The 19,491-nt window shown below is 64.1% G+C and carries 20 protein-coding genes; 12 read left to right on the top strand and 8 right to left on the bottom strand.

What is annotated here, in order from left to right; all coding sequences use genetic code 11:
- Positions 1-31 precede the first annotated feature (31 nt).
- The 11 genes from LGQ10_RS28905 (at position 32) to LGQ10_RS28855 (ending at position 12,569) form a co-directional block, all read left to right on the top strand.
- Complete coding sequence (locus LGQ10_RS28905; protein WP_058433548.1) at positions 32-805, top strand: polysaccharide biosynthesis/export family protein; 774 nt, start codon at positions 32-34, stop codon at positions 803-805.
- Between the two features lie 18 nt (positions 806-823).
- A complete protein-coding gene (locus LGQ10_RS28900) occupies positions 824-2,818 on the top strand; it encodes a GumC family protein (RefSeq protein ID WP_226523926.1) in 1,995 nt (664 codons plus the stop codon).
- Complete coding sequence (locus tag LGQ10_RS28895; RefSeq protein WP_226523925.1) at positions 2,818-4,008, top strand: glycosyltransferase; 1,191 nt, start codon at positions 2,818-2,820, stop codon at positions 4,006-4,008. The genes LGQ10_RS28900 and LGQ10_RS28895 overlap by 1 nt, the downstream gene beginning before the upstream one ends.
- A complete protein-coding gene (locus tag LGQ10_RS28890) occupies positions 3,998-5,290 on the top strand; it encodes a cellulase family glycosylhydrolase (protein ID WP_226523924.1) in 1,293 nt (430 codons plus the stop codon). Before LGQ10_RS28895 ends, LGQ10_RS28890 begins: the two co-directional genes overlap by 11 nt.
- 2 nt (positions 5,291-5,292) lie before the next feature.
- Positions 5,293-6,510, top strand: coding sequence for a glycosyltransferase family 4 protein (locus LGQ10_RS28885; protein WP_226523923.1), 1,218 nt, complete (start codon positions 5,293-5,295; stop codon positions 6,508-6,510).
- Positions 6,501-7,601, top strand: a complete 1,101-nt coding sequence (locus LGQ10_RS28880; protein ID WP_226523922.1) for a glycosyltransferase family 4 protein — start codon at positions 6,501-6,503, stop codon at positions 7,599-7,601. The genes LGQ10_RS28885 and LGQ10_RS28880 overlap by 10 nt, the downstream gene beginning before the upstream one ends.
- Positions 7,601-9,016: an O-antigen ligase family protein gene (locus LGQ10_RS28875; RefSeq protein ID WP_058437085.1), complete on the top strand. Its 1,416-nt coding sequence runs from the start codon at positions 7,601-7,603 to the stop codon at positions 9,014-9,016. Before LGQ10_RS28880 ends, LGQ10_RS28875 begins: the two co-directional genes overlap by 1 nt.
- A complete protein-coding gene (locus tag LGQ10_RS28870) occupies positions 9,013-9,834 on the top strand; it encodes an acyltransferase (protein ID WP_226523921.1) in 822 nt (273 codons plus the stop codon). The genes LGQ10_RS28875 and LGQ10_RS28870 overlap by 4 nt, the downstream gene beginning before the upstream one ends.
- Before the next feature lie 9 nt (positions 9,835-9,843).
- The gene (locus LGQ10_RS28865; protein ID WP_226523920.1) at positions 9,844-11,259 is read left to right on the top strand and encodes a lipid II flippase MurJ; all 1,416 of its coding nucleotides are present in this window, start codon (positions 9,844-9,846) and stop codon (positions 11,257-11,259) included.
- A gap of 16 nt (positions 11,260-11,275) precedes the next feature.
- Positions 11,276-12,226 carry a glycosyltransferase gene (locus LGQ10_RS28860; RefSeq protein WP_226523919.1) on the top strand — a complete coding sequence of 317 codons (951 nt, stop codon included), beginning with the start codon at positions 11,276-11,278 and terminating at the stop codon, positions 12,224-12,226.
- A gap of 103 nt (positions 12,227-12,329) precedes the next feature.
- Positions 12,330-12,569: a hypothetical protein gene (locus tag LGQ10_RS28855; RefSeq protein WP_058437081.1), complete on the top strand. Its 240-nt coding sequence runs from the start codon at positions 12,330-12,332 to the stop codon at positions 12,567-12,569.
- A gap of 46 nt (positions 12,570-12,615) precedes the next feature.
- Here LGQ10_RS28855 and glp read toward each other — a convergent pair whose 3' ends face one another.
- Together glp and moaB are read right to left on the bottom strand one after the other, a co-directional pair.
- Positions 12,616-13,803, bottom strand: coding sequence for a gephyrin-like molybdotransferase Glp (gene glp, locus LGQ10_RS28850; RefSeq protein WP_226526224.1), 1,188 nt, complete (start codon positions 13,801-13,803; stop codon positions 12,616-12,618).
- Positions 13,804-13,825: 22 nt separating this feature from the next.
- Positions 13,826-14,365: a molybdenum cofactor biosynthesis protein B gene (gene moaB / locus LGQ10_RS28845; protein ID WP_058437080.1), complete on the bottom strand. Its 540-nt coding sequence runs from the start codon at positions 14,363-14,365 to the stop codon at positions 13,826-13,828.
- Positions 14,366-14,609: 244 nt separating this feature from the next.
- Between moaB and LGQ10_RS28840 the strand changes: the two genes are divergently transcribed.
- Positions 14,610-14,831, top strand: a complete 222-nt coding sequence (locus LGQ10_RS28840) for a YgdI/YgdR family lipoprotein (protein WP_058433335.1) — start codon at positions 14,610-14,612, stop codon at positions 14,829-14,831.
- A 73-nt stretch (positions 14,832-14,904) separates the two neighbouring features.
- Here LGQ10_RS28840 and LGQ10_RS28835 read toward each other — a convergent pair whose 3' ends face one another.
- From LGQ10_RS28835 to LGQ10_RS28810, 6 genes are all read right to left on the bottom strand, one after another.
- Positions 14,905-15,795 carry a pseudouridine synthase gene (locus tag LGQ10_RS28835; protein ID WP_058433336.1) on the bottom strand — a complete coding sequence of 297 codons (891 nt, stop codon included), beginning with the start codon at positions 15,793-15,795 and terminating at the stop codon, positions 14,905-14,907.
- A gap of 78 nt (positions 15,796-15,873) precedes the next feature.
- Positions 15,874-16,191, bottom strand: a complete 318-nt coding sequence (locus tag LGQ10_RS28830) for a hypothetical protein (RefSeq protein WP_058433337.1) — start codon at positions 16,189-16,191, stop codon at positions 15,874-15,876.
- A gap of 40 nt (positions 16,192-16,231) precedes the next feature.
- Entirely contained in the window at positions 16,232-16,669 is a 438-nt protein-coding gene (locus tag LGQ10_RS28825) for a S24 family peptidase (RefSeq protein ID WP_226523918.1), read from the bottom strand.
- Between the two features lie 110 nt (positions 16,670-16,779).
- A complete protein-coding gene (locus tag LGQ10_RS28820; protein WP_058433793.1) occupies positions 16,780-17,016 on the bottom strand; it encodes a glutaredoxin family protein in 237 nt (78 codons plus the stop codon).
- Between the two features lie 74 nt (positions 17,017-17,090).
- Positions 17,091-18,062 (bottom strand): acyltransferase family protein, encoded by a 972-nt coding sequence (locus LGQ10_RS28815; RefSeq protein WP_226523917.1) that lies wholly within the window; start codon positions 18,060-18,062, stop codon positions 17,091-17,093.
- Positions 18,063-18,098: 36 nt separating this feature from the next.
- Entirely contained in the window at positions 18,099-19,193 is a 1,095-nt protein-coding gene (locus LGQ10_RS28810) for an acyltransferase family protein (RefSeq protein ID WP_058437791.1), read from the bottom strand.
- Positions 19,194-19,491: the final 298 nt, after the last annotated feature.

The raw sequence follows: 19,491 nt of genomic DNA, 5'->3' as shown, positions 1-19,491 counted from the left end.
TTGTGACTATGTACGCCAGGAAGACCGCTCGATGAAAAGACTGCTGCTGATTTCCAGTATTCTCATGCTGTGCGCCTGCTCCATACCGGCGAAAGTGGAGCTGCCCCCCGGACAGGACCTCAAGGAAGGCCACCGTGCCGGCGAGGCCCTGGCCGGCAAGCCGTTGCCGCCACAGCGAATTCGTCCGGGAGATACGCTGCGCATCGTGCGCAACACCGGTGAGGCACCGTCGATCTCGGCGTTCACCGCCAACTCGATCTACGAGCTGACGCTGTTCACCGTGCTCAACGACGGCACCTTCTCCTATCCCTATGCCGGCCAGGTCAAGGCGGCGGGGCTCACGCCGCAGCAACTGACCCAGGTCCTGGAAAACAAGCTGAAGAACATCTACCAGGACTCGGCGCTGACCGTGAACATCAACCAGGCGCCGGGCAACACGGTGTTCGTCGGCGGTTCGGTGCGCAACCCGGCCTCCCTGCCCGTCACCGTGACCACCACCCTGGAGCAGGCCATCGTCGGTGCCGGCGGGCTGCTGTCAGTGGGCGACAGCCGCAACATCGCCCTGCTGCGCGAAGGCGAGGACGGGCGTTACAAGACGTACTTCTTCGACTACCGCAAGTTCATGATCGCCGGTAATGCCGGGGCCTCACCGGTGCTGCTGCAACGTGGTGACGTGGTGTTCGTGCCCAAGTCCAGTGTCGGCAATGGCATCGAATGGGTGGATGTGTACCTCAACCAGCTGATCCCGTTCACCAAGTCGATCGGTATCGGAGCCAGCTACGAAATCAACCGCCGATCCAATTGATCGCCAAGGACTGCCCATATGATCAATATCCGTTCCTTTCGCGATTTGCTGCGGCTGTTCTTCATCTTCAAGCGCGAGGTCAAGATCACCGTCCTGGTAACGTTCATCATCATCGTGCTGGGCGCCTTCCTGCTGCCCAACCGCTTCGAGTCCACGGCCCTGCTGCTGGTCAAGCCGGGGCGCGATACCAGCACCTTGCCGATCGAGATCGCCGATCGCCAGGCGGTGGTGATCCCCAGTGCCCAGCGTGACCCGATCCTCGACGAGGAACGCATCCTCAGCGGGGCGCCCATCGCCCGCAAGGTGGCGCAGCAGTACCTCGACGACCTGTCCCGGCAACCGCAGCCCGGTGGCGTACTGGGCAGCATCAAGAATGCCGTCAAGGGCGCAGTGGAAGGCATCGTCGACCTGCTTCGCGGGCTCCTGCAACTGGTGGGCCTGGTGGAGAAACAGACCCCGGTCGAACGCCTGACCGAGCGCATGCTGAAGAACTTCAGCGTCACCCACGCGGCCGGCTCCTCGGTGATCGAAGTCAGCTTCGTCTGGAACGACCCCGAAGTGGCCCAGACGGTGGTCAAGAGCTGGATCGAGCAGTACCAGCAGGAACGCGCGCAGACCCTGGGACGCAAGAGCCTGTACGCCTTCTATGAAACCGAAAGCACCAATACCAACCAGCGCATCCTCGGCTACAAGACTCAGATCACCGACTACCTCAATCAACTGGGGGCCGTGAGCATCGACGAGCGCTTGAACGACATCTCGCGCAACCTCAACAACTTGCGCGGCGAACACCTCAATACCACCCGTGCAGTGGCCTCGACCAAAAGCGGCCTGGACACCATCCAGCAGCAGCTCAACAGCATGCGCAAAGAGATCAGCATCGGTCGCCAGATGAGCCTCAACCCCGACCGCCAGGACCTGCAACAGCGGATCAACGCCAAGCAGATCGAGCGCCAGGAAATGCTCCGCACCTTCAAGGAGGGCGCGCCACCGGTGCGTGCGATGGACGCAGCGATCGCCAATCTGCAAGCCCTGCTGAGGGCGGAAAACGCCACCGTGCAGCGCAGTGAGAACCTGGCGCCGAACCCGGTCTACACCCGCCTGCAAAACAGCTTCGCCGACCAGCAGGCCAGCCTCAGCCGCTTGCAGACCCAGGCCGCGCAACAGCAAAGCCAACTGCTCAAGCTCGAGCAGGACCGACGCCAGGCCCTGGCCATGGAGCCTGAACTGGCCCGCTTGCAGCGCGAGCTCAACGCCGCCGAGAAAAGCTTCGCGCTGTACAGCGACAGTACCGAGAAAGCGCGGATCGACCGTGAACTGGACCAGAGCCAGATCAGCAACATCGCGGTCATCGAGGAGGCCACCTTCCAGCCCAGCCGGATCTTCCCCAAGAGCCTGACCATGCTGCTGGCGGCCATTCCCCTGAGCCTCGCGGTGGGCCTGCTGGCCCTGTACTTCTTCTACCTGCTGGACCAGCGGATCCACGATGCCGACCAGCTCGAGGAACGCTTCGGAGTCAAGGTCTGGAGCAGCCTGCAGGACCTGGACAGCCACCTGCCACAACGCAACAGTGCCTTCACCGCCAGCCTGTACCGGCTGTACGGCGTGCTGCCGCTCAAACAGGTGGCCGAGCGCGGGCTGGTGATCGGCCTGACGTCGGCCCGCCATGGCGAGGGGGTGAGTTTCGTCACCGGCCACCTGCGCGACCTGTTGCAGGAGCGAGGCCATACCGTGCGGGTCAACGGTTCACCCACCGCGCTACCTGGTGAAATCGTGCTGCTGGAGGCCTCGGGCTTCTTCTCCAATCAAGAGGCCTTCGTCAGCCTGCGCGAAGCCGACCTGATCGCCCTGATCATCGAGGCCGAGACCACCACGGTGCCGGTGCTGCAAAACGCCCTGTCGATCCTCAACACCGCGTTCAAGCGGGTCGATGGCATCATCCTCAACCGTCGACGCTTCGGCATTCCTGAAAGCGTGCTCAACGTCATGGCACGAATCAGGAGCCCCCATTGATGCATATCGCCGTGCTGGCCCCCATGCCACCCGAGCAGAACGGCATCGCCGACTATGCCGCACACCTGCGCACGGCCCTGCAGGACCAGGGGATACGGATCAGCACGCCGTTGCAGGGGCTGGGCAACGACCCGCAGCGCGCCATCGAACGCGTGGCCCAGACCGATTGGCAGGGCATCGACCTGGTCCATGCCGAACTCGGCGGCGGCCGGCTGGCGGAGTTCCACGCCCTCAGGGCTCTGCGCCAGCGCTTTCCGAGCTTGCCCCTGAGTGCCACCGTGCATGATCCCGAGCGCCTGGTCTGGCGCCGGGCCAGGCTGCCCTGGCCCTTGTCGCTGGCCGCAAGGCTGCCCTCGCCGCTGCCGCAGATCGCCACGGTGCTGGCCGACCCGATCTGCCTGCACGAGGAAAAACAGTTGGCCCGCAGCCTGAACCGGCTGATCACCCTGACCCACGCCGGCGGCGAGTGCCTGCGCCAGCGCATGGGATTGCAGGCCGAACAGATGGCGGTCATTCCCCATGGCAACCTGGCCATCCCGGCCCGGCCGCTGCCGCCACCCACGCCCCTCAAGCTCCTGTATTTCGGCTTCATCTATCGCGGCAAGGGCATCGAGGACCTGCTGGACGCGCTGGCCATGGCCTTCGCCCAACAACCGGATATACGCCAGCGCATGCGCCTGACCCTGGCCGGCGGCAGCGAACCGGAAATGGCCTTCGGCACTGCCGGCAGCTACCTGGAGCAGTTGCGCCAGCACATCCAGCGCCTGAATCTGCAGGACAGCATCGACTGGCAGCTGGACCTGCCGGCCAGCGACATTCCCCGAATCATCCAGGACCATCACGTGATGGTCCTGCCCTACCGCGAGTCGAGCAAGCTCAAGCTGCTGGGGCAACTGCGGGGAACCAGCGGAGCGCTGTCCTGGGCGGTCGCCTGCGGACGCGGGGCCATCACTTCCGATGCCCGTTCGTTCGCCGAAGAAGTGGCCCAGAACAACGGGGTGATCTTCCCCCAGGGCAACGTCGCGGCCCTGGCCGCCGAACTCAGCCACTTGTGTGCCAGCCCGGAACTGGTGGAACGCTGGGCCGAACATGCGGCGGTGATCGGCGCCCGGAGGGCCTGGAACCACACCGCCGAGCGTTTCGCCCGAGTGTTCGCCGATGCCTGTGGAGGCAATGCCCATGCCACGTAGATCCGGCCTGCTGTTGCTGCTGGCCTGCCTGGCCTGGCCAGCCCTGGCGGACAATACCCTGCGCGGGCCACGGCCGGTGGTCTGGAAGGACTTCCTCGGGGTCAACGCGCAGTTCCAGTACTTCGCCCCCAGCGTCTACCAGAAGCAGATGAACCGGCTCGACGCCCTTGGCCTGAACTGGGTTCGCCTGTCCATTCACTGGGCCATGATCGAACCGGCGGAAAACGACCTGCAACTCGACCCCCTGGATGGCGCGATGAACGCCATGAGGGATCGCCAGTACAAGATCCTGGCCTACATGGTCGGCTCGGCCCCTTTCGCCGCCAACGTCCCGGTCGGCGCCCCGCCTTCCGACCAGTACCCGCCCAAGGACTTCAGCGTGTTCGCCCAGCGCATGAAGATGCTCGCCCAGCGCTATCCCCAGGTGAATACCTGGCAGGTCTGGAACGAACCGAATATCGTCTGGCTGCCCAGGGAAGACCCCAGCGCCTACGACCAGTTGCTCAGCACCACCAGCGACGCCATTCGCACCGCCCTGCCGGGCAAACCGGTGGCCACCGCCGGCATGGCCTACTACAGCCAGATGCGCAGCACCCCGGGGCTGATGCTCGAGAAGCTGCTGGCCCAGGGCCTGGGCAGCGACAACCTGATCGCGGCCTACCATCCCTATTCCGAATACCCCGAAGGCGATGATCCGGCGGCCAAGGACTTCCTGCTCCGGGGCAACTTCCTCAACAGCGCCCTGCACGGCAAGGGCGTGCAACAGGTCTGGGCCACCGAATGGGGCTGGTCGAGCTACACCACCGGCGAACGCGAAATGCAGGCGATGATCGGCCCCAGCGGCCAGGCCGACTACACCCTGCGGCGCCTGGCATTGATGGCGGCCATGGATTACCAGCGCATCTTCCTGTTCAACCTCAGCGACCTGGATGCCCGGGCCAGCAACCGCGATCAATCCTATGGCCTGGTGGACCTGGCGGGCGACCCCAAGCCGGTCTACACCGCCCTCAAGTATTTCCTCGAGACCACTGGCCCCAGCCTGGCCCCGGACAATCCACCGCCACTCAGCAACGCCCCGGCGGACCTGTACAGCATCGCCTGGACCCGCCCCGACGGCTCCCATGTATGGATGTTCTGGAGCGCCAGCGGCAGCAGCGTGCAGATCCCCGGCCTAGCCAACGCAACGCTGCATGACCCAATGACCGGGACCCACACCGACCTGAGCAGCCCACAGGGCATCAGCGTCCCCCTGAAAACCAGCCTGCAACTCCTGGTGTGGTGAACATGAAGATCCTCTGGACCCTGCCCTATCTGCCCTGGCCCGCCACCAGCGGCGGCAAGACCCGGCAATATCATCTGCTGCGGGCCCTGGCGGCCAGGGGGCATCGCATTACCTTGCTGGTGCAATCCAAGACGCCCCTGGACGAAACCTCGCGCGCCGCCCTGGAGCCCTGGCTGGAACGCCTGATCGTGCTGCCACGTCGCCCCTTGCGCAGTCTCAAGACCCTGCTGGCGGTGCCGGTGGCGCCCTATCCGATGCTGGCCACGATCAACGGCCTGGCCGATCCATTGCAACAACGTTTTCGCCAGTTGCTGGACGAACCCTGGGACGTGGTCCAGATCGAGCACAGCTACAGCTTCCAGCCCTTCGAGCAGCCGCTGCGCGAGCGTGGACAGGACTTCATCCTTACCGAGCACAACGTCGAGTCGGCGCTGGGGGCCGCCAGCTACGACCGTCTGCCCGCCTGGTCCAAGCCCTTCACTCGCTATGACCAATGGCGCTACCGACGCTGGGAAAAACGCGTGTTCCAGCAGGCAGCCAGGGTCATCGCCGTGACCGAGCAGGATGCCGTGACCCTGGGCCAGCTCAGCAGGAAGCCGGCGGCAGTGGTGGTCAACGGCGTGGATTGCGGACATTACGCGTCGGTGCAGCCGGACCTCTCCAGCCAGCGCTTGCTGTTCATCGGCAACTACGAATACAGCCCCAACCTGGATGCCGTGGAATGGGCCCTGGACGACATCCTGCCAAGGCTGTGGGCGATCAACCCGGACGTGCACTTCGCCATCTGCGGTTATGCCCTGCCTGACAATTTCCGCCAGCGCTGGACCGATCCGCGCATCGAGTGGCAGGGTTTCGTTCCCGACCTGCGCGACCTGCAACGGCGCTCGACGCTGTTCTTCGCCCCGCTGCGCCAGGGCGGCGGCTCCAAGCTCAAGGTGCTGGAGGCCATGGCCGCCGGCTTGCCGGTCGTCACCACCGCCCAGGGCAGTTCAGGTCTGCAGGTGGAAAACGGCCAGCATTACCTGGGCAGCGAAGACCCCGGCGCCCTGGCGCAGATCCTGGCCCAGGCGCTGGCCGATCCCGAGCGCCTGCGGCGCATTGGCGATGCCGGGCGCGCCTATGTCATGGCCAAGCATGACTGGAGCGCCGCTGCCGCCCAACTCGAAGCGGTCTATCACCAACTCCCCTCTGTCAAGGAAGAAGTGTCCGTATGCGCATAGGCCTGGATTACCGCCCCGCCGCGGGCTACAGCAACACCGGCATCGGCCGGCAGAATCTGGCGCTGGAAGAGGCCCTGCGGGCCAATCCGCAGGTCAGCCTGCAGTTGTTCGGCGTAGCCCCCCAAGACCATCCCCTGCGACGCCGGGTGCACTGCCCGCGCTGGGGCTCGGCGCTGCAAGGCATCCACCGGCTGCCCGGACGATTGCGCTTCGAAGGCGGTTTCCTGCCCGGCGCCCTGCGCGAGGCCGGGATCGAGGTCTACCTCTGCAACTTCAACATGGGGTTGCCGTTGGGCAAGAAACCCCAGGGTTTGCGCTATGTGCTGCAATTGCACGACCTGTTTCAGCTGACCCTGAGCAACAGCCATGGCTCACGCCTCAAGGAGCGCTTCTACCGCCAGAGCGACAAGCTCTCCATCGGCTATTCGGTAAAGCAGGCAGACCGCATCTGGACGCCCTCGCAGTACACCGCCGATGAGCTGGTCAAACTGTTCCCGGCGGCCCGCGACAAGGTCCGGGTGCTGCCCAACCTGGTCGCCGGTTTCGCCGGCGAGCCTGCTGATATCAGCGACCTGCAATTGCCCGAGCGCTACTGGCTGGCAGTGGGTACCCGCGAGCCGCGCAAGAACATTCCCTGGTTCGTCGCCGCCTGGCAGGCCGCCCGCCTGCAGTCGACCGACGTGCCGGAGCTGGTGCTGATCGGCGCCCCCGAGCATCTGCCCGGCGAACTGAGGGCCCTGCATGGCCTGCATTTTCTCAGCGACATCAGCGACAGCCAGTTGCATGCCGTCTACCGCCAGGCCCTGCGCCTGTGGCAACCGTCCTATGCCGAGGGATTCGGCCTGCCGGTGATCGAAGCGTTGAGCGTCGGCACACCGGTGGCGGTGGCCTCGGGCTCGGCCCTGGACGAGATCACACCGGCCGACAGCCCACGCTTCTCACCCACCGACAGCACCGCACTGATCCAGTTGATGGTGCAACTGGCCAGCGCCTCGGCCGAGGATCCGGCGCAGCTTCAGGCCTGGGCGGCCGGTTATGCCGAGCACGCCTATCGCCAGCGCGTGAATGAATTGCTCGAGGAGCTCAAGTAATGCCCATTGCCCTGCCGCTGGCGCTGATCTTCAGCCTGGTGTTCGGCGTGCTGATCTGGCTGCTGCCGCCCTTGAAGGTGCTGGTGCTGATGGTCGCCATCGCGGCAGCGGTGACCGTGGTGCGCCAGCCCTTGCGCGGCCTGCTGCTGTTCGCCGTGCTGGCCACCTTCCTGCCCTATTCCACGGTGCAGATCGGCTTGCGCACCACCGTCTCGGAAGCGTTGCTGCTGCTGGTCTGGGTCAGCGTCCTGACCCAGAACCTGTTCTCCAACCTGCCACGGCCCCCTCGCATGCTGCGCACCGAGAAGCTGCTGTTGGCACTGATGGCCTTCAGCGCCGTGCCCTTCATCATCGGTCAACTGACGGTCGACGCCGTGGGCAACGGTCCGGTGAACTGGGTGCGCTGGCTGCTCAACCTGTCGGCGCTGTTCCTGGTGCCACGCCTGCTGCAAGAGCAGCGGTCCCGGGAACAACTGGTCTGCGGGCTGCTGCTGGGGACTCTACTGCTCCTGCTGCTGTCGATCTCGGTATTCCTCAAGAGCGGTACCGCCACCGCCATGACCCCGATCCTGGAGAAACTCGGTTATGGCGGCATCGCCGTGCTGGGCGACAGCCTCAGCGCCCTGGCCAACCGCATGGGCTCACCCTGGATGCACCCCAACGTCACCGGCGGGGCCATGGCGCTGCTCCTGCCACTGGCTTTCTGCTTCGGCCTGACCCGCAGCGGCTGGGAACGCCGCCTGGGGCTGGGGGTGGCGCTATTGGGTGCCGCCGGGCTGCTGCTCTCGGGTTCGCGCGGGGCGTTGCTCAGCCTGTTGGTGGTGTTGATCTGGATGGCCCGCCAGCGGGTGCCCTACACCGGACGCATGCTCATGGGCGGCTTCGTCCTGGGCGCCCTGCTGATGATGTCCTACCCGCCCCTGCAGGATCGCCTGCTGACCCTGTTCACCTCCAACGATGCCAGTACCAGCGTGCGGGTCGACGAATACACGCACTTCCCCGAAGCCATGGCGATGTTTCCCTTCGGCATCGGTTTCAAGGTCGATCCGCCGGTGCCTGGCACCGGCCTGTGGGGGATCTCCAACCTGTGGTTGAACTACATCTACAAGATTGGCGTACCCGGCATGCTGCTGTTCGTCGCGGTGATCTGGAGCTGGTGGCGGGAAACCCGGGCCCCTGGCCTGCAAACCCGCCTGACCCGGGACAATGCGCTGTGGCTGGGCAGTGGCGCGGGCCTGAGCGCGGCGCTGATCAGCGGCCTGTTCGACCACTATTTCAGCTTCACCCAGGTACTGGCAGCCCTGTTCTGGCTACTGCTGGGCCTGAACCTGCATGAGGCCAGGCGCCTGCGGCTCAAGGCCCTGTCCACGGCGCCGGACGCTACTGAATCCCCTAGCTCAGGAATCCATCCATGAAACATCGCCTTTTCCACTCGCAGAACCTGAAGCAGGCACTGCCCGAATATGCGCAGAAAATGGGCGTGACCCTCGAGGAACTGGAAGCGGCCTATCAGTGGATGCTGGAAAACGACGTGATTTTCGAGCAGCCCCTCAAGGGCAACACCCTCACCTATATCAGCTACCTGAACATCGAATCGAAGATCGAACCGGCCCTGCCTCGGCGTTTCTATGCCCTGCTGGGTCGCGAAGTCAAAGGCGCGCTGATCCCCATGTACGGCATCAACTGGCCAACCCTGCGCGATCGCATGCTGCGTACCTGGGAGCAGATGTACAACATCCTGATCTGCAAGATCCCCAGCCATACCCTGCGCCTGCTCTGGTTGCGCATGGGCGGGGCGAAGATCGGCAAGGGCTCCACGGTCTGGCGCAACACCGAGGTACTGGGTATCGACAGCCTGCGCATCGGCCAGGACAGCACCGTGGCCTGGCACTGCCAGCTGGATGCACGGGGCGGGCTGATCATTGGCGACCATGTGACCATCGCGTCCCACGTACTGATCATCGCCGGTGGTCATGACCTCAAGGAACCGGAATTCTGGGCGGTCGGCGGGCCTATCTACATCGGCGACTATGCCTGGATCGCCAGCCGTGCACTGTTGTCGTTTGGTGCCGACATCGGCGAGGGCGCGGTGGTCGGCGGGCAAACCGTGGTGTCCAAGCCGGTGCCGCCCTATGCCATCGTCAGCGGGCCGGATGCGGCGATCAAGGGCGAGCGCTGCCGCAACCTCAACTACAAAGTGGGCGGCAAAGGCCTGTTCACTTTGTTCCACTAAGCCCGGCCCATGTTCGGCGCAACGCTGTGGTTGACCCTGGCCACCCTGACCGGCCTGGCGGCCGGCTTTGCCCGTGAATGGCTGCTGGTGGCGGCCTGGGGCGCCGGTGGCCAGAGCGACGGTTTCCTGGTGGCGATGTTCCTTCCCGAGGCCCTGCGCATGGCCCTGGCCGCGGGCCTGCTGAGCGCCGCCGCGCTGCCGTTGTACCAGCAGCGCTCGGCCGAGGAGCAACAGGCCTGGCTCAGTGCCCTGGCGCCACGCCTGTTGCTGTGTGGCCTGCTGCTGGCGCTGCTGCTGAGCCTCGGCGCGCCACTGTGGGTACGCCTGATCGGCCCCGGACTGGGCAGCGACGGTTATGCCCTGGCCAGCGGCGGCCTGCACTGGCTGGCCTGGTGCGCCCCGGGGTTCATCCTCCATGGCCTGTTTTGCGTGCCCCTGCAGGCCCGGGCCCGTTTTGTCCTGGCGGGCCTGGGCTCGCTGCTGTTCAACCTGCCACCGGTGATCTACCTGGCAAGCCTGCACCACGCGGCGACCCCCACCGGGCTGGCTGCGGCTTGCGTGCTGGGCAGCCTGCTGATGCCGATGGTGCTGTTGCCGAGCCTGCTGCGTGCTGGCTGGCGGCCCTGGCGAATGCAGGCCGCGCCCGGTGCCGCACGCGAGCTGCTGCAACGCATCGGCCCGCTGCTGAGCAGCAACCTCGCCAGCCAGGGCCTGGCTCTGCTGGAGCGCATGGCGGCCTCATTGCTGGGTGAAGGAGCGGTGACCTGGATCAACCTGGCGCGCAAGCTGATCAACCTGCCGCTGATCGCCCTGATGAGCCTCAACCAGGTACTGCTCGGGCTGATGAGCGGCAGCTCCGGCGAACAGCGCCTGGACCTGCTGCGCAAGGGCCTGAGCAGTGCCACATTGCTGACCATTCCAGCGGTGGTCGGGCTGATCGGCGCGGCAGCGGCGCTGGTGCACCTGTTGCTGCCCAATCAAGCGGCCGGTAGCCCCTTGCCGGAGCTTTTGGCCTGGTTCTCGGTGCCGCTGCTGTTCGGCGCCTGGAACGCCTTGCTGGCACGCTACGCCTACGCCGCCGGCGACACCCGCATGCCGCTCAACTGCGAGCTGGCCGGCAGCCTGCTCAATGCCCTGCTGCTGGCCGCCCTGCCCTATTTCCTCGGTCTGATTGGCATTGCCCTGGCGGCGATCTGCGGGGTAATCCTGACCGGCCTGCTGCTGATGCGCCGCCAGCAGTTGCTGGGGCTGGTGCCCTGGCGCAGTCACTGGCTGATCGGCCTGGGCGGCATGGCGCTGGCGGCGCTGGTCCTGCACCCGCTGACCTCGATGTGGTGGCAACTGGGCCTGAGCAGCGCCTGCGGCCTGCTGCTGTTGCTGATCCTCGCGGCCTGGCTGCGGCCCTGGCGCCAGAACCCGACCTGAACCGGAGGCATGGACAATGTCGACACTGCGCGTGGCTTGTGTGATTCCCACCTACAACGGTTGCCGGGACCTGGCACGGCTACTGGACTCCCTGGCCATCCAGAGCGCGGTCTTCGACACCCTGATCGTCGACTCCAGCTCCAGCGACGGGACCTACGAACTGGCCGTGTCACGCTGCCCCCACGTGCTGCGCATCGACAGCCGCGACTTCAATCACGGGGGTACTCGACAGTTGATGGTGGAGCGCCATGCCGACTACGACGTCTATGTGTTCATGACCCAGGATGCCTACCTCGCCGACGCCGAGGGTATCGCCAACATCGTCGCACCCTTCACCGATGCACAGGTAGGCGCCGTGTGCGGTCGCCAGCTGCCACACCTGGATGCCAGCCCCCTGGCCAGCCATGCACGGTTGTTCAACTACCCGCCCACGTCCCAGGTGAAAAGCCTGGCCGATGTGCCTGTGCTAGGCATCAAGACCGCCTTCATGTCCAACTCCTTCTGCGCCTACCGCCGCGAGGCGCTGATGCAGGTTGGGGGGTTTCCCAATCATGTGATCCTTTCCGAAGACATGTACGTGGGGGCCAGGATGCTCCTGGCCGGTTGGAAGGTTGCCTATGAGGGCAGTGCCTGTTGCCGTCACTCTCACAACTACAGCCTCAAGGAGGAGTTCCGCCGTTATTTCGACATCGGTGTATTCCATGCCCGTGAGCCGTGGATCCGCCAGGCCTTCGGCGGCGCTGGCGGCGAGGGCCTGCGCTACGTCAGGTCCGAGCTCCAGTTCCTCGGCCCGGGACGGCTGCCGCAGTGGCCGGGGTCGCTGCTGCGCAACGCCCTGAAGCTGTTCGCCTACAAGCTCAGCCAACAGGAACGCTACCTGCCCCTGGGCCTGAAAAAGCGATTGGGCATGTACAAACGCTACTGGGACAGCCCCTACGCTCGACCCCAGCCAGGGCCGCAGCAGTAACTTTTCTGACCGCAGAAAGAGAATTCCCCGAATTGACCCGATAAGGCCGATCAGTGACTGTGGATGCCAGGCACTGACGCCTCAAACAGGGAAGTACAAGGTCATGAATGACAAGGGGTTCTATCCACGAGCGCATTCGTCGCTCAACCACATCAAGGACAACACCTGGCTGGCCAGCCCTTCAAGTCGGGAAGCCTGCGAACCACAGCCGCCGCATTCCCGCTTGTCATCGCTGCTCAAGCGCATGGCTCAATTGGCACTGGCAGCGGCACTGGTGGCGGGCCTGGTGACCTGGGGTTTCTACAGCCGTTTCGGCCTGCTGCTGTTGTTGCTGCTGCGCTGAACGACCTGGAGCAGGCCCCGGCCCGGCAAGGGCCTGCTCCAGAGGGTCAGTCCAGCAGTTCGCTCAGGGGAATGAAGGTGACCTGGTCACCTTCGGCCAGGGTCCGCCCTTCGAGCACTTCCACCAGGCCTTCCGCCCAGGCTGCGCTACGCAGGACTCCCGAGCTCTGGTTGCGATAGATGATCGCCCGTCCACCCTCGAGCCGGCCCCGCAGGTATTCGCGACGATTGCCCGGCTGGGGCCAGGCAAAACCGGCCACTACCTGGAAGCGTAACGGCTGGACCTGTTGTACGCCCTGGCGCCGCAGTAGGTAGGGACGCGCCAGCAAGGCGAACGTCACCAGGGTCGATGCCGGATTTCCCGGCAGGCCAATCACCGGTACGCCCTGGAAGTGCCCGAAGGTCAGGGGCTTGCCGGGCTTGATCGCCAGCTTCCATAACGCCAGCTCGCCCGCCTCGCGCAGGGCCAGGCCAAGGAAATCCGCTTCGCCTACCGAGACACCGCCGGTGGACAGGATCAGATCGACATCCTTGAGGCCCGCCAGGCACTGACGGGTTGCCTCCAGGTCATCAGGCAGGATCCCGGCGTCCAGTACTTCGCAGCCCAGGCGCTGCAGCCAGCTGCACAGCAACACCCGGTTGCTGTTGTAGATCTGCCCTGGCCCCAGGGCTTGGCCTGGCTCCACCAGTTCGTCACCGGTGGACAGGACAGCCACTCGCACCCGCCGTACCACCTCCAGCTCGGAAAACCCCAGGGAGGCTACCAGCCCCTGCTCTATTGGGCCCAGGCGCGTACCCGCCACCAGGATCTGTTCGCCGACAGTGGTTTCCTGACCCTGGGGGCGGATGTTCTGTCCAGCCTTAAGCGGCTCGGTGAAACGTACCCGCTGATCGCCCTCGACCTGGGCGTTCTCCTGCATCTCGACGCAATCCGCGCCGGCCGGCACCGGGGCCCCGGTAAAGATTCGTGCACAGGTCCCCGGCTGCAGCGGTTCCGGGGACTGCCCGGCAAAGATCCGCTGGCTGATCGACAAGGGCTCGCCCTTCCAGTCTTCCAGGCGCAGGGCATACCCATCCATGGCGCTGTTGGGCCAGGGCGGCAGGTCCAGGCCGGACACCAGTGCCTCGGCCAGCACCCGCCCTTCGGTGGCGGCCAGCGGCACGCGCTCACGCTCGAGGATGGGCGCCGCCTCGGCCATCGCCAGCAGGCGCTCGAGCGCCTCCTCCACCGGCATCAGGGTCCCGAGCTTGCCCGGCTTATCCACGGGATTCACAGGGTGCCGCCTGTTTCAGGTGAGGAACGAAGTTGCAGGGCCGATGCCGCGAGTCCAGCTGCTCGGCAAGGATCCCGTCCCAGCCGGTCCGCACCGCGTTGGTGGAGCCCGGCAGACAACAGACCAGGGTGCCGTTGGCCAGGCCGGCCAGTGCCCGCGACTGCACAGTGGAAGTGCCGATGTCCGCCACGGAAATCTGCCGGAACAGCTCACCGAACCCGTCAACCTGCTTGTCCAGCAGGCAGGCCACCGCTTCCGGGGTACTGTCGCGTCCGGTAAAACCGGTACCGCCGGTAATCAGCACCACCTGCACCTGATCATCGGCGATCCAGGTGGCGACCTGCGCACGGATCTTGTACAGGTCATCCTTGAGCAGGACCCGCGCCGCCAGGCGGTGACCCGCCGCACCCAGGCGCTCGACGAAGAGCTGGCCGGAGGTATCGGTGTCCAGGGTGCGGGTGTCGCTGACAGTCAACACGGCGATGTTCAGCGGAGCAAAAGGTACATCAGCCTTGGCTTTCATAGGCTCGATCCAGTGATGGGGAAACAGGCCGGTGTTATATCACAGCACCCTGGCTCCCCGCCGCGCCACGGCGGCCAGGCGGAACCTGGCCCTCGTGGGGCAATCAGACTCAATGTACGACTCGTACCAGCGAACGCCTGCGATCGTCCCGCCAACGTGGCAGAATGTCCCTGGCCAAGGAACTTGCAGACGTTGTATACGTCTGAAGACCAGCACTCAAAAGTACTCATTTCGGAGACATACAATGACTCAACGGACCCTCGCCACTTTCATGCTCGCATTGGGCCTTGCCACTCTCGCCGGTTGCGCATCGCCGACAGTGATCACCCTGAATGACGGTCGCGAAATCCAGGCTGTGGACACCCCTAAATTCGACAATGACTCGGGCTTCTACGAATTCGAACAGCTGGATGGCAAGCGCACCCGTATCAACAAGGACCAGGTGCGTACCGTCAAGGAGCTGTAAGCCTGGCGACTGCCGATCTGAAAACGATAAAACCCGCCTGGTGCGGGTTTTATCGTTTCTGCGGCCTGGGTATTCACCAGTCGAGGCGAAGGCCACTCTCGAACTCGCGCTGCTGGCCAGTCAGCGGGTCGATGAAGCTCAAGCCCTGGGCCAATAGCTTCAGTGGCTTGGCCAGGTCGTCCTCGACGTCCTTGAGAACTTGCGGATAAAACGGGTCATTGCAGATCGCAGCACCCAGGGCGCTCATGTGCACCCGCAGCTGGTGCTTCTTGCCCGTTACCGGATACAACCCGTAACGCCACAAGTCACCCTGCTTTTCCCGGACTTCGACCAGGGTCTCGGTGTTGCTCGCCCCTGGGGCCTCCTGCATGCGAAAGAAAGGCTCACCATCCACCAGCCGGCTCTTGTGCAAAAGCGGAAAATGCAGATCAGGCAAAGCTCCGGCGATCGCTTCGTAACGTTTCTCGATCTGCCGGGTGGGGAAAAGCGCCTGGTAGGCCGAACGGCTACCTGGGTTGGCGGAGAACAACACCAACCCTGCCGTATGCCGGTCGATGCGATGCAGGGGGACCAGGTGCGGGTTGTCCAGGCGCCGGATCAGCCGCCGCAGCAGGGTCTGTTCGACATACTCGCCCGCGGGGGTCACCGGCAGGAAGTGCGGTTTGTCCGCGACCACCAGATGTTCGTCGGCATACAGGATCGTTTCCACTACCGGGATCACCTTTTCATCCGGCACCTCGCGAAAATAGTGGATCAGCAAACCTTCGCGGTAGGCCAGGTCCAGGTCGATGGGCTGCCCCTTCCCGTCCAGCACCCGGCCCCGGGCAATACGATCCAGCCATTGTTCACGGCTGATGGCCTTGAAGTGATCACACAGGCAGTCCAGCACGGTCGCCCAGGGACCTGGAGGCAGGTACAAAGTGCTGGCCTGGTGCTGTGCAGCAGAAAAGCTCGCGCAAGACATACAAAAAACTCGAGGAATCAATGCAAGGCGGCATTATCCAACAGCGATCCCCCACAGCCTAGAAAGAGTTTCCCCCCATCAGGCACAGGATTGCCGGGCCGCAGCAGCCTCGGTGAACTCCTTGAGCCAGCGCAGCACGTCCACGGCCTCCCAGCGAGCAGGGTCATAGAGGGCATACAGCAACCCCTGGTAACCCACCACATCCAGTTGTCGATGGTATCCGGCACGCTGGAACAGGGCTTCGATCTCGGCGAAACAGGTGTTGAAGTGCAGCTTGTTGAAGGGCGTCTTGCCTTCGGTGACCAACCCGTCCAGGCGCATTTCATGCACCGCTTCGCGAAGCACGTCGGGGGACATGCTGTTCACGCTGTTTTTCAGTTGTTCGACATTGACCATCATCTATTCCTTTAACGGTTTGAAGCGTCCACCACACTCATCAGGGCTGCTTGCGCCCCACGTAACTGACCACCCACAGCACCACGCCCCAGATCTCGATCGAACCCAGGTCATCCAGGACAATGGAAGGGATTGACGGCCGCGCAGCCTTGAGCAACAACCCGCCACGGGGATCGGGTGCCAGCAGGCGCAACGAATATTCGCTGGAACCCGCAGTTCGCACGACCAGGTATTGATCCACCACCGGCGTGGCAGAGCGGTCGACAATCAGGCGGTCGCCGGGGTACATGCCGAACCCCAGCAGGTTGTCGTCATCCACCAGCAGGCCATGGATCTGCGGAGCACCCAGGCCCAGGGTCCGGTCCAGGGAGAAACCACTGCCGCTCGGCTCATCGGCCGGTTCACTGTGGTCCAGCGCCAGGAGCTGGGCTGGCAACGGCTGCGAACTCCCGATACTGGTCAGGAAGGTGAGAGACATGACGAGATTCCTCGGTTGCTGTATATGCATACAGTAACCGAATCGACTGATCTCGCCAACGAAATCCAGGCAAGGGCGACGGGCGGAGGCCCATCGCATGCGAGTCGCTTTCAGCGCAGGAACGCCACCACTTGCTCGCCGTCGAAGGGCCAGCCCAGCTCGGCACCATTGTCCACCCGGCGCAACACCGGGATACGCAGGCCGTAGGTGTCGAACAGTACCTGGCTCTCGGCAATGTCCACCAGCTCGACCATCAGGCCGTGCTCCACCAGTGGCATCAGTTCGGCCTCGGCCAGTTCGCACAGGTGGCAACCAAGGGTGCCGAACAATTGGCATTCAGGGGGCATGACAGGGCAACCATTGAAATGAGGAACAGGCACTCATTGTAGGGCCTGGAAGAAAACACCGTCGACCCGCCCCATCACAGGATGAAACGCACGCGGCGGCTGGCCAGGATCAGCAACGGCGCCACCGCGAACGCCAGCACCAGCACCACGACCGCCATCAGGTTGCCATAGACCATGCCCGCCGACAGCGCACCATAGACGAACCAGGGATGCACGTAATACACCGCCGACGACAGCTTGGCCGGAAAGTTGCTGTGGCTGGCCCGGAAGTACGCCTGGGGCAACAGGAACAGCGCGGGGGTAATCACCAGCAGCGAGGCAAGGAAGTCGAAGTTCTGCTCGACATCGGCCCGCAGCGCGAAATTCAGCGCAGCCTCGCCCAGGATCAGCACCAGCCCAAGCACCAGCCAGCCCCATAGCAACGGGCGGCCAATGCGCTGCGCCAACTCATGGCGGGCACAGAGAAAACCGATGGCCATGAACGGAAACCCCATGAACACGAAGTTGCGCGCCGTGTAGTCGTTCTGGTTGAAGTGCTGGAGAAAGGCGTTGGGCAGCTCGAAATAGACCCGCGCGTATTGCAGGCACAGGCCGATCAGGAACGCCACCAGGGCCAGGCCGACCAGGGCCGGCGAGCGCCAGTTGCGCAGCATCAGCAAGATCAGTCCGCCACCGAGCATGCCCAGCAGGTACCAGAGGTGGAAATAGCCGATCAGCAACTTCTTCACGACCCCCAGTATCCCGCCCAGGCTGGCGATGGTTGCCGGGTCGACGTATTGCGGGCTGTAGACCAGCATCCAGAACAGGTAGATCAGCAAGCCGCGCTTGAACCACTGGCCGAAGGAGTGGCCACCCTGCAGGGTCTGGTACAGGTAGTAGCCGTTGATGATGAAGAAGGTCGGCACCGCTACCCGAAACAGGCCGTTGCACAACAGGTAGCCGGCCCAGGTGTAGTTGCCCCCCAGCAGCTTGCAATGCAGCGTGACCACCATCACGGCCAGCAGGACCTTGAGGGCGTCGAGATTTCCATTGAGAACTTTCGGCATCGCATGGCTACCCGAACAGGCAGGAAAAGTCCCGGTCTACACCGGACCGTAGTGTTTGCGCTGGCTGGTTGAGCTGAAACGACGCTTGCAGTAGGCCGTGGCCCGGTCGAGGATCGGCTTCTCGTAGAACTGGTAACCCACCCAGCCATAGCAGACCACCGCCGTCATCATGAGCACCAGGAACAGCAGGTTATCGACATAACTGGCGGGCCAGGCCCCGATCACCTGCCAGGCCCTGCCCACCACGCCCAGCACCAGCAGATGAGACAGGTAGATGGTGTAGGACATATCGCCAGTAGCCGTCAAAAAGACGGGCATTCGAATCAGTTGCCGACGCTCCAGCAGCGCCAGGGACAACACCAGGGTGCCGAACACCAGCCCTACCGCCAGCATCCTCGGCAATCCTTCGTTGAGAAATAGCCGGTAGCTGTAGATCAGCGGGAAACCCAGCAGCAGGACTGTCACCAGCGCGGCCCAGGCCAGCCAGTTGGGCACCTTGGCGCTGTAGGGTCCGTAGAAGAACAGGGCCAGTGCGCTGCCGACGATGAACTCCAGGGCATAGGGGTGCAGCATGATCTTCAGGGCCGGGGAATAGTCCTGCCAATCCTGCAGGAGATTGAACACCACCAGCGCCACCGCCCACAGCAGCAGGATCAGCGGCAGCCAGCGCTCCTTGAAGAACAGGAACACCGTGAACATCAGGTAGAACCACAACTCGAACAGCAGCGACCAGGCCACCATCACCAGCAACACCCGGTCGTTGGGCAGCAACAGGAACGACATCCACAGGTTCGAACCGCCATGGGAGCTGTTCACCAGCGCCGGCTGCCACAGGTACACCCCCAGGGTGATGAAGAAATACAGCCAGTAGGTGGGGTAGATCCGCGACAGCCGATTGAACAGGAAGCGCTGGGTCTCGACGCTTTTCTGGAAACGCCCGCGGCTGACGATCACCATCACGAAACCGCTGATGACAAAGAACAGGTCGACCCCGAGCTGGAAGAAATCCAGGAACACCGGCAGCAGGATATCGCCGCCGGAATACTTGGTCTCCACCGACATCATGTGGAACAGCACTACCCCCAGCACCGCGGCACCACGCAACCCTTGCAGTGAATACAGACGCTCCATAACCTCTCCAGCTCCTCACTGACGGGCCCCAGGGGACCACCTCGCAGCCCCGGCAGGCTGCTTGAACACTGCCATGCGTCTTCGGCTCGGTCGCGCTGCGCCAGCCCGCTCCACCCAGCTCTCGCAGGAGTGGTCCCGCACCCTGCCGGGCACAGCCTCCATCGACAGTTTTTGAGCATAGCGAAGGCTCGTGAAGATGGGACATTCTCGCGAAAGAATGACATGGGTCAGCACGGTTTCCTGCCGCTCGGGCGATCCTCCCGGCCTTTTTGCCTCTACGCTTTGCCCTGCCCGCCCC

Source organism: Pseudomonas sp. L5B5 (assembly GCF_020520285.1).
In the GTDB taxonomy this organism is placed as follows: domain Bacteria; phylum Pseudomonadota; class Gammaproteobacteria; order Pseudomonadales; family Pseudomonadaceae; genus Aquipseudomonas.
Note: the sequence above shows the minus strand (reverse complement) of the source record. Positions and strands in the feature narration are given on the sequence as shown.

Bases quoted from the DNA above. Each gene is read 5' to 3' on its own strand.
- LGQ10_RS28830 (WP_058433337.1), bottom strand. From the start codon at position 16,191: ATGGTCAATGTCGAACAACTGAAAAACAGCGTGAACAGCATGTCCCCC.
- glp (WP_226526224.1), bottom strand. From the start codon at position 13,803: ATGCCGGTGGAGGAGGCGCTCGAGCGCCTGCTGGCGATGGCCGAGGCG.
- LGQ10_RS28835 (WP_058433336.1), bottom strand. From the start codon at position 15,795: ATGTCTTGCGCGAGCTTTTCTGCTGCACAGCACCAGGCCAGCACTTTG.
- LGQ10_RS28825 (WP_226523918.1), bottom strand. From the start codon at position 16,669: ATGTCTCTCACCTTCCTGACCAGTATCGGGAGTTCGCAGCCGTTGCCA.
- LGQ10_RS28840 (WP_058433335.1), top strand. From the start codon at position 14,610: ATGACTCAACGGACCCTCGCCACTTTCATGCTCGCATTGGGCCTTGCC.
- LGQ10_RS28855 (WP_058437081.1), top strand. From the start codon at position 12,330: ATGAATGACAAGGGGTTCTATCCACGAGCGCATTCGTCGCTCAACCAC.
- LGQ10_RS28870 (WP_226523921.1), top strand. From the start codon at position 9,013: ATGAAACATCGCCTTTTCCACTCGCAGAACCTGAAGCAGGCACTGCCC.
- LGQ10_RS28810 (WP_058437791.1), bottom strand. From the start codon at position 19,193: ATGGAGCGTCTGTATTCACTGCAAGGGTTGCGTGGTGCCGCGGTGCTG.
- LGQ10_RS28860 (WP_226523919.1), top strand. From the start codon at position 11,276: ATGTCGACACTGCGCGTGGCTTGTGTGATTCCCACCTACAACGGTTGC.
- moaB (WP_058437080.1), bottom strand. From the start codon at position 14,365: ATGAAAGCCAAGGCTGATGTACCTTTTGCTCCGCTGAACATCGCCGTG.
- LGQ10_RS28885 (WP_226523923.1), top strand. From the start codon at position 5,293: ATGAAGATCCTCTGGACCCTGCCCTATCTGCCCTGGCCCGCCACCAGC.
- LGQ10_RS28820 (WP_058433793.1), bottom strand. From the start codon at position 17,016: ATGCCCCCTGAATGCCAATTGTTCGGCACCCTTGGTTGCCACCTGTGC.
- LGQ10_RS28880 (WP_226523922.1), top strand. From the start codon at position 6,501: ATGCGCATAGGCCTGGATTACCGCCCCGCCGCGGGCTACAGCAACACC.
- LGQ10_RS28905 (WP_058433548.1), top strand. From the start codon at position 32: ATGAAAAGACTGCTGCTGATTTCCAGTATTCTCATGCTGTGCGCCTGC.
- LGQ10_RS28865 (WP_226523920.1), top strand. From the start codon at position 9,844: ATGTTCGGCGCAACGCTGTGGTTGACCCTGGCCACCCTGACCGGCCTG.
- LGQ10_RS28895 (WP_226523925.1), top strand. From the start codon at position 2,818: ATGCATATCGCCGTGCTGGCCCCCATGCCACCCGAGCAGAACGGCATC.
- LGQ10_RS28875 (WP_058437085.1), top strand. From the start codon at position 7,601: ATGCCCATTGCCCTGCCGCTGGCGCTGATCTTCAGCCTGGTGTTCGGC.
- LGQ10_RS28900 (WP_226523926.1), top strand. From the start codon at position 824: ATGATCAATATCCGTTCCTTTCGCGATTTGCTGCGGCTGTTCTTCATC.
- LGQ10_RS28815 (WP_226523917.1), bottom strand. From the start codon at position 18,062: ATGCCGAAAGTTCTCAATGGAAATCTCGACGCCCTCAAGGTCCTGCTG.
- LGQ10_RS28890 (WP_226523924.1), top strand. From the start codon at position 3,998: ATGCCACGTAGATCCGGCCTGCTGTTGCTGCTGGCCTGCCTGGCCTGG.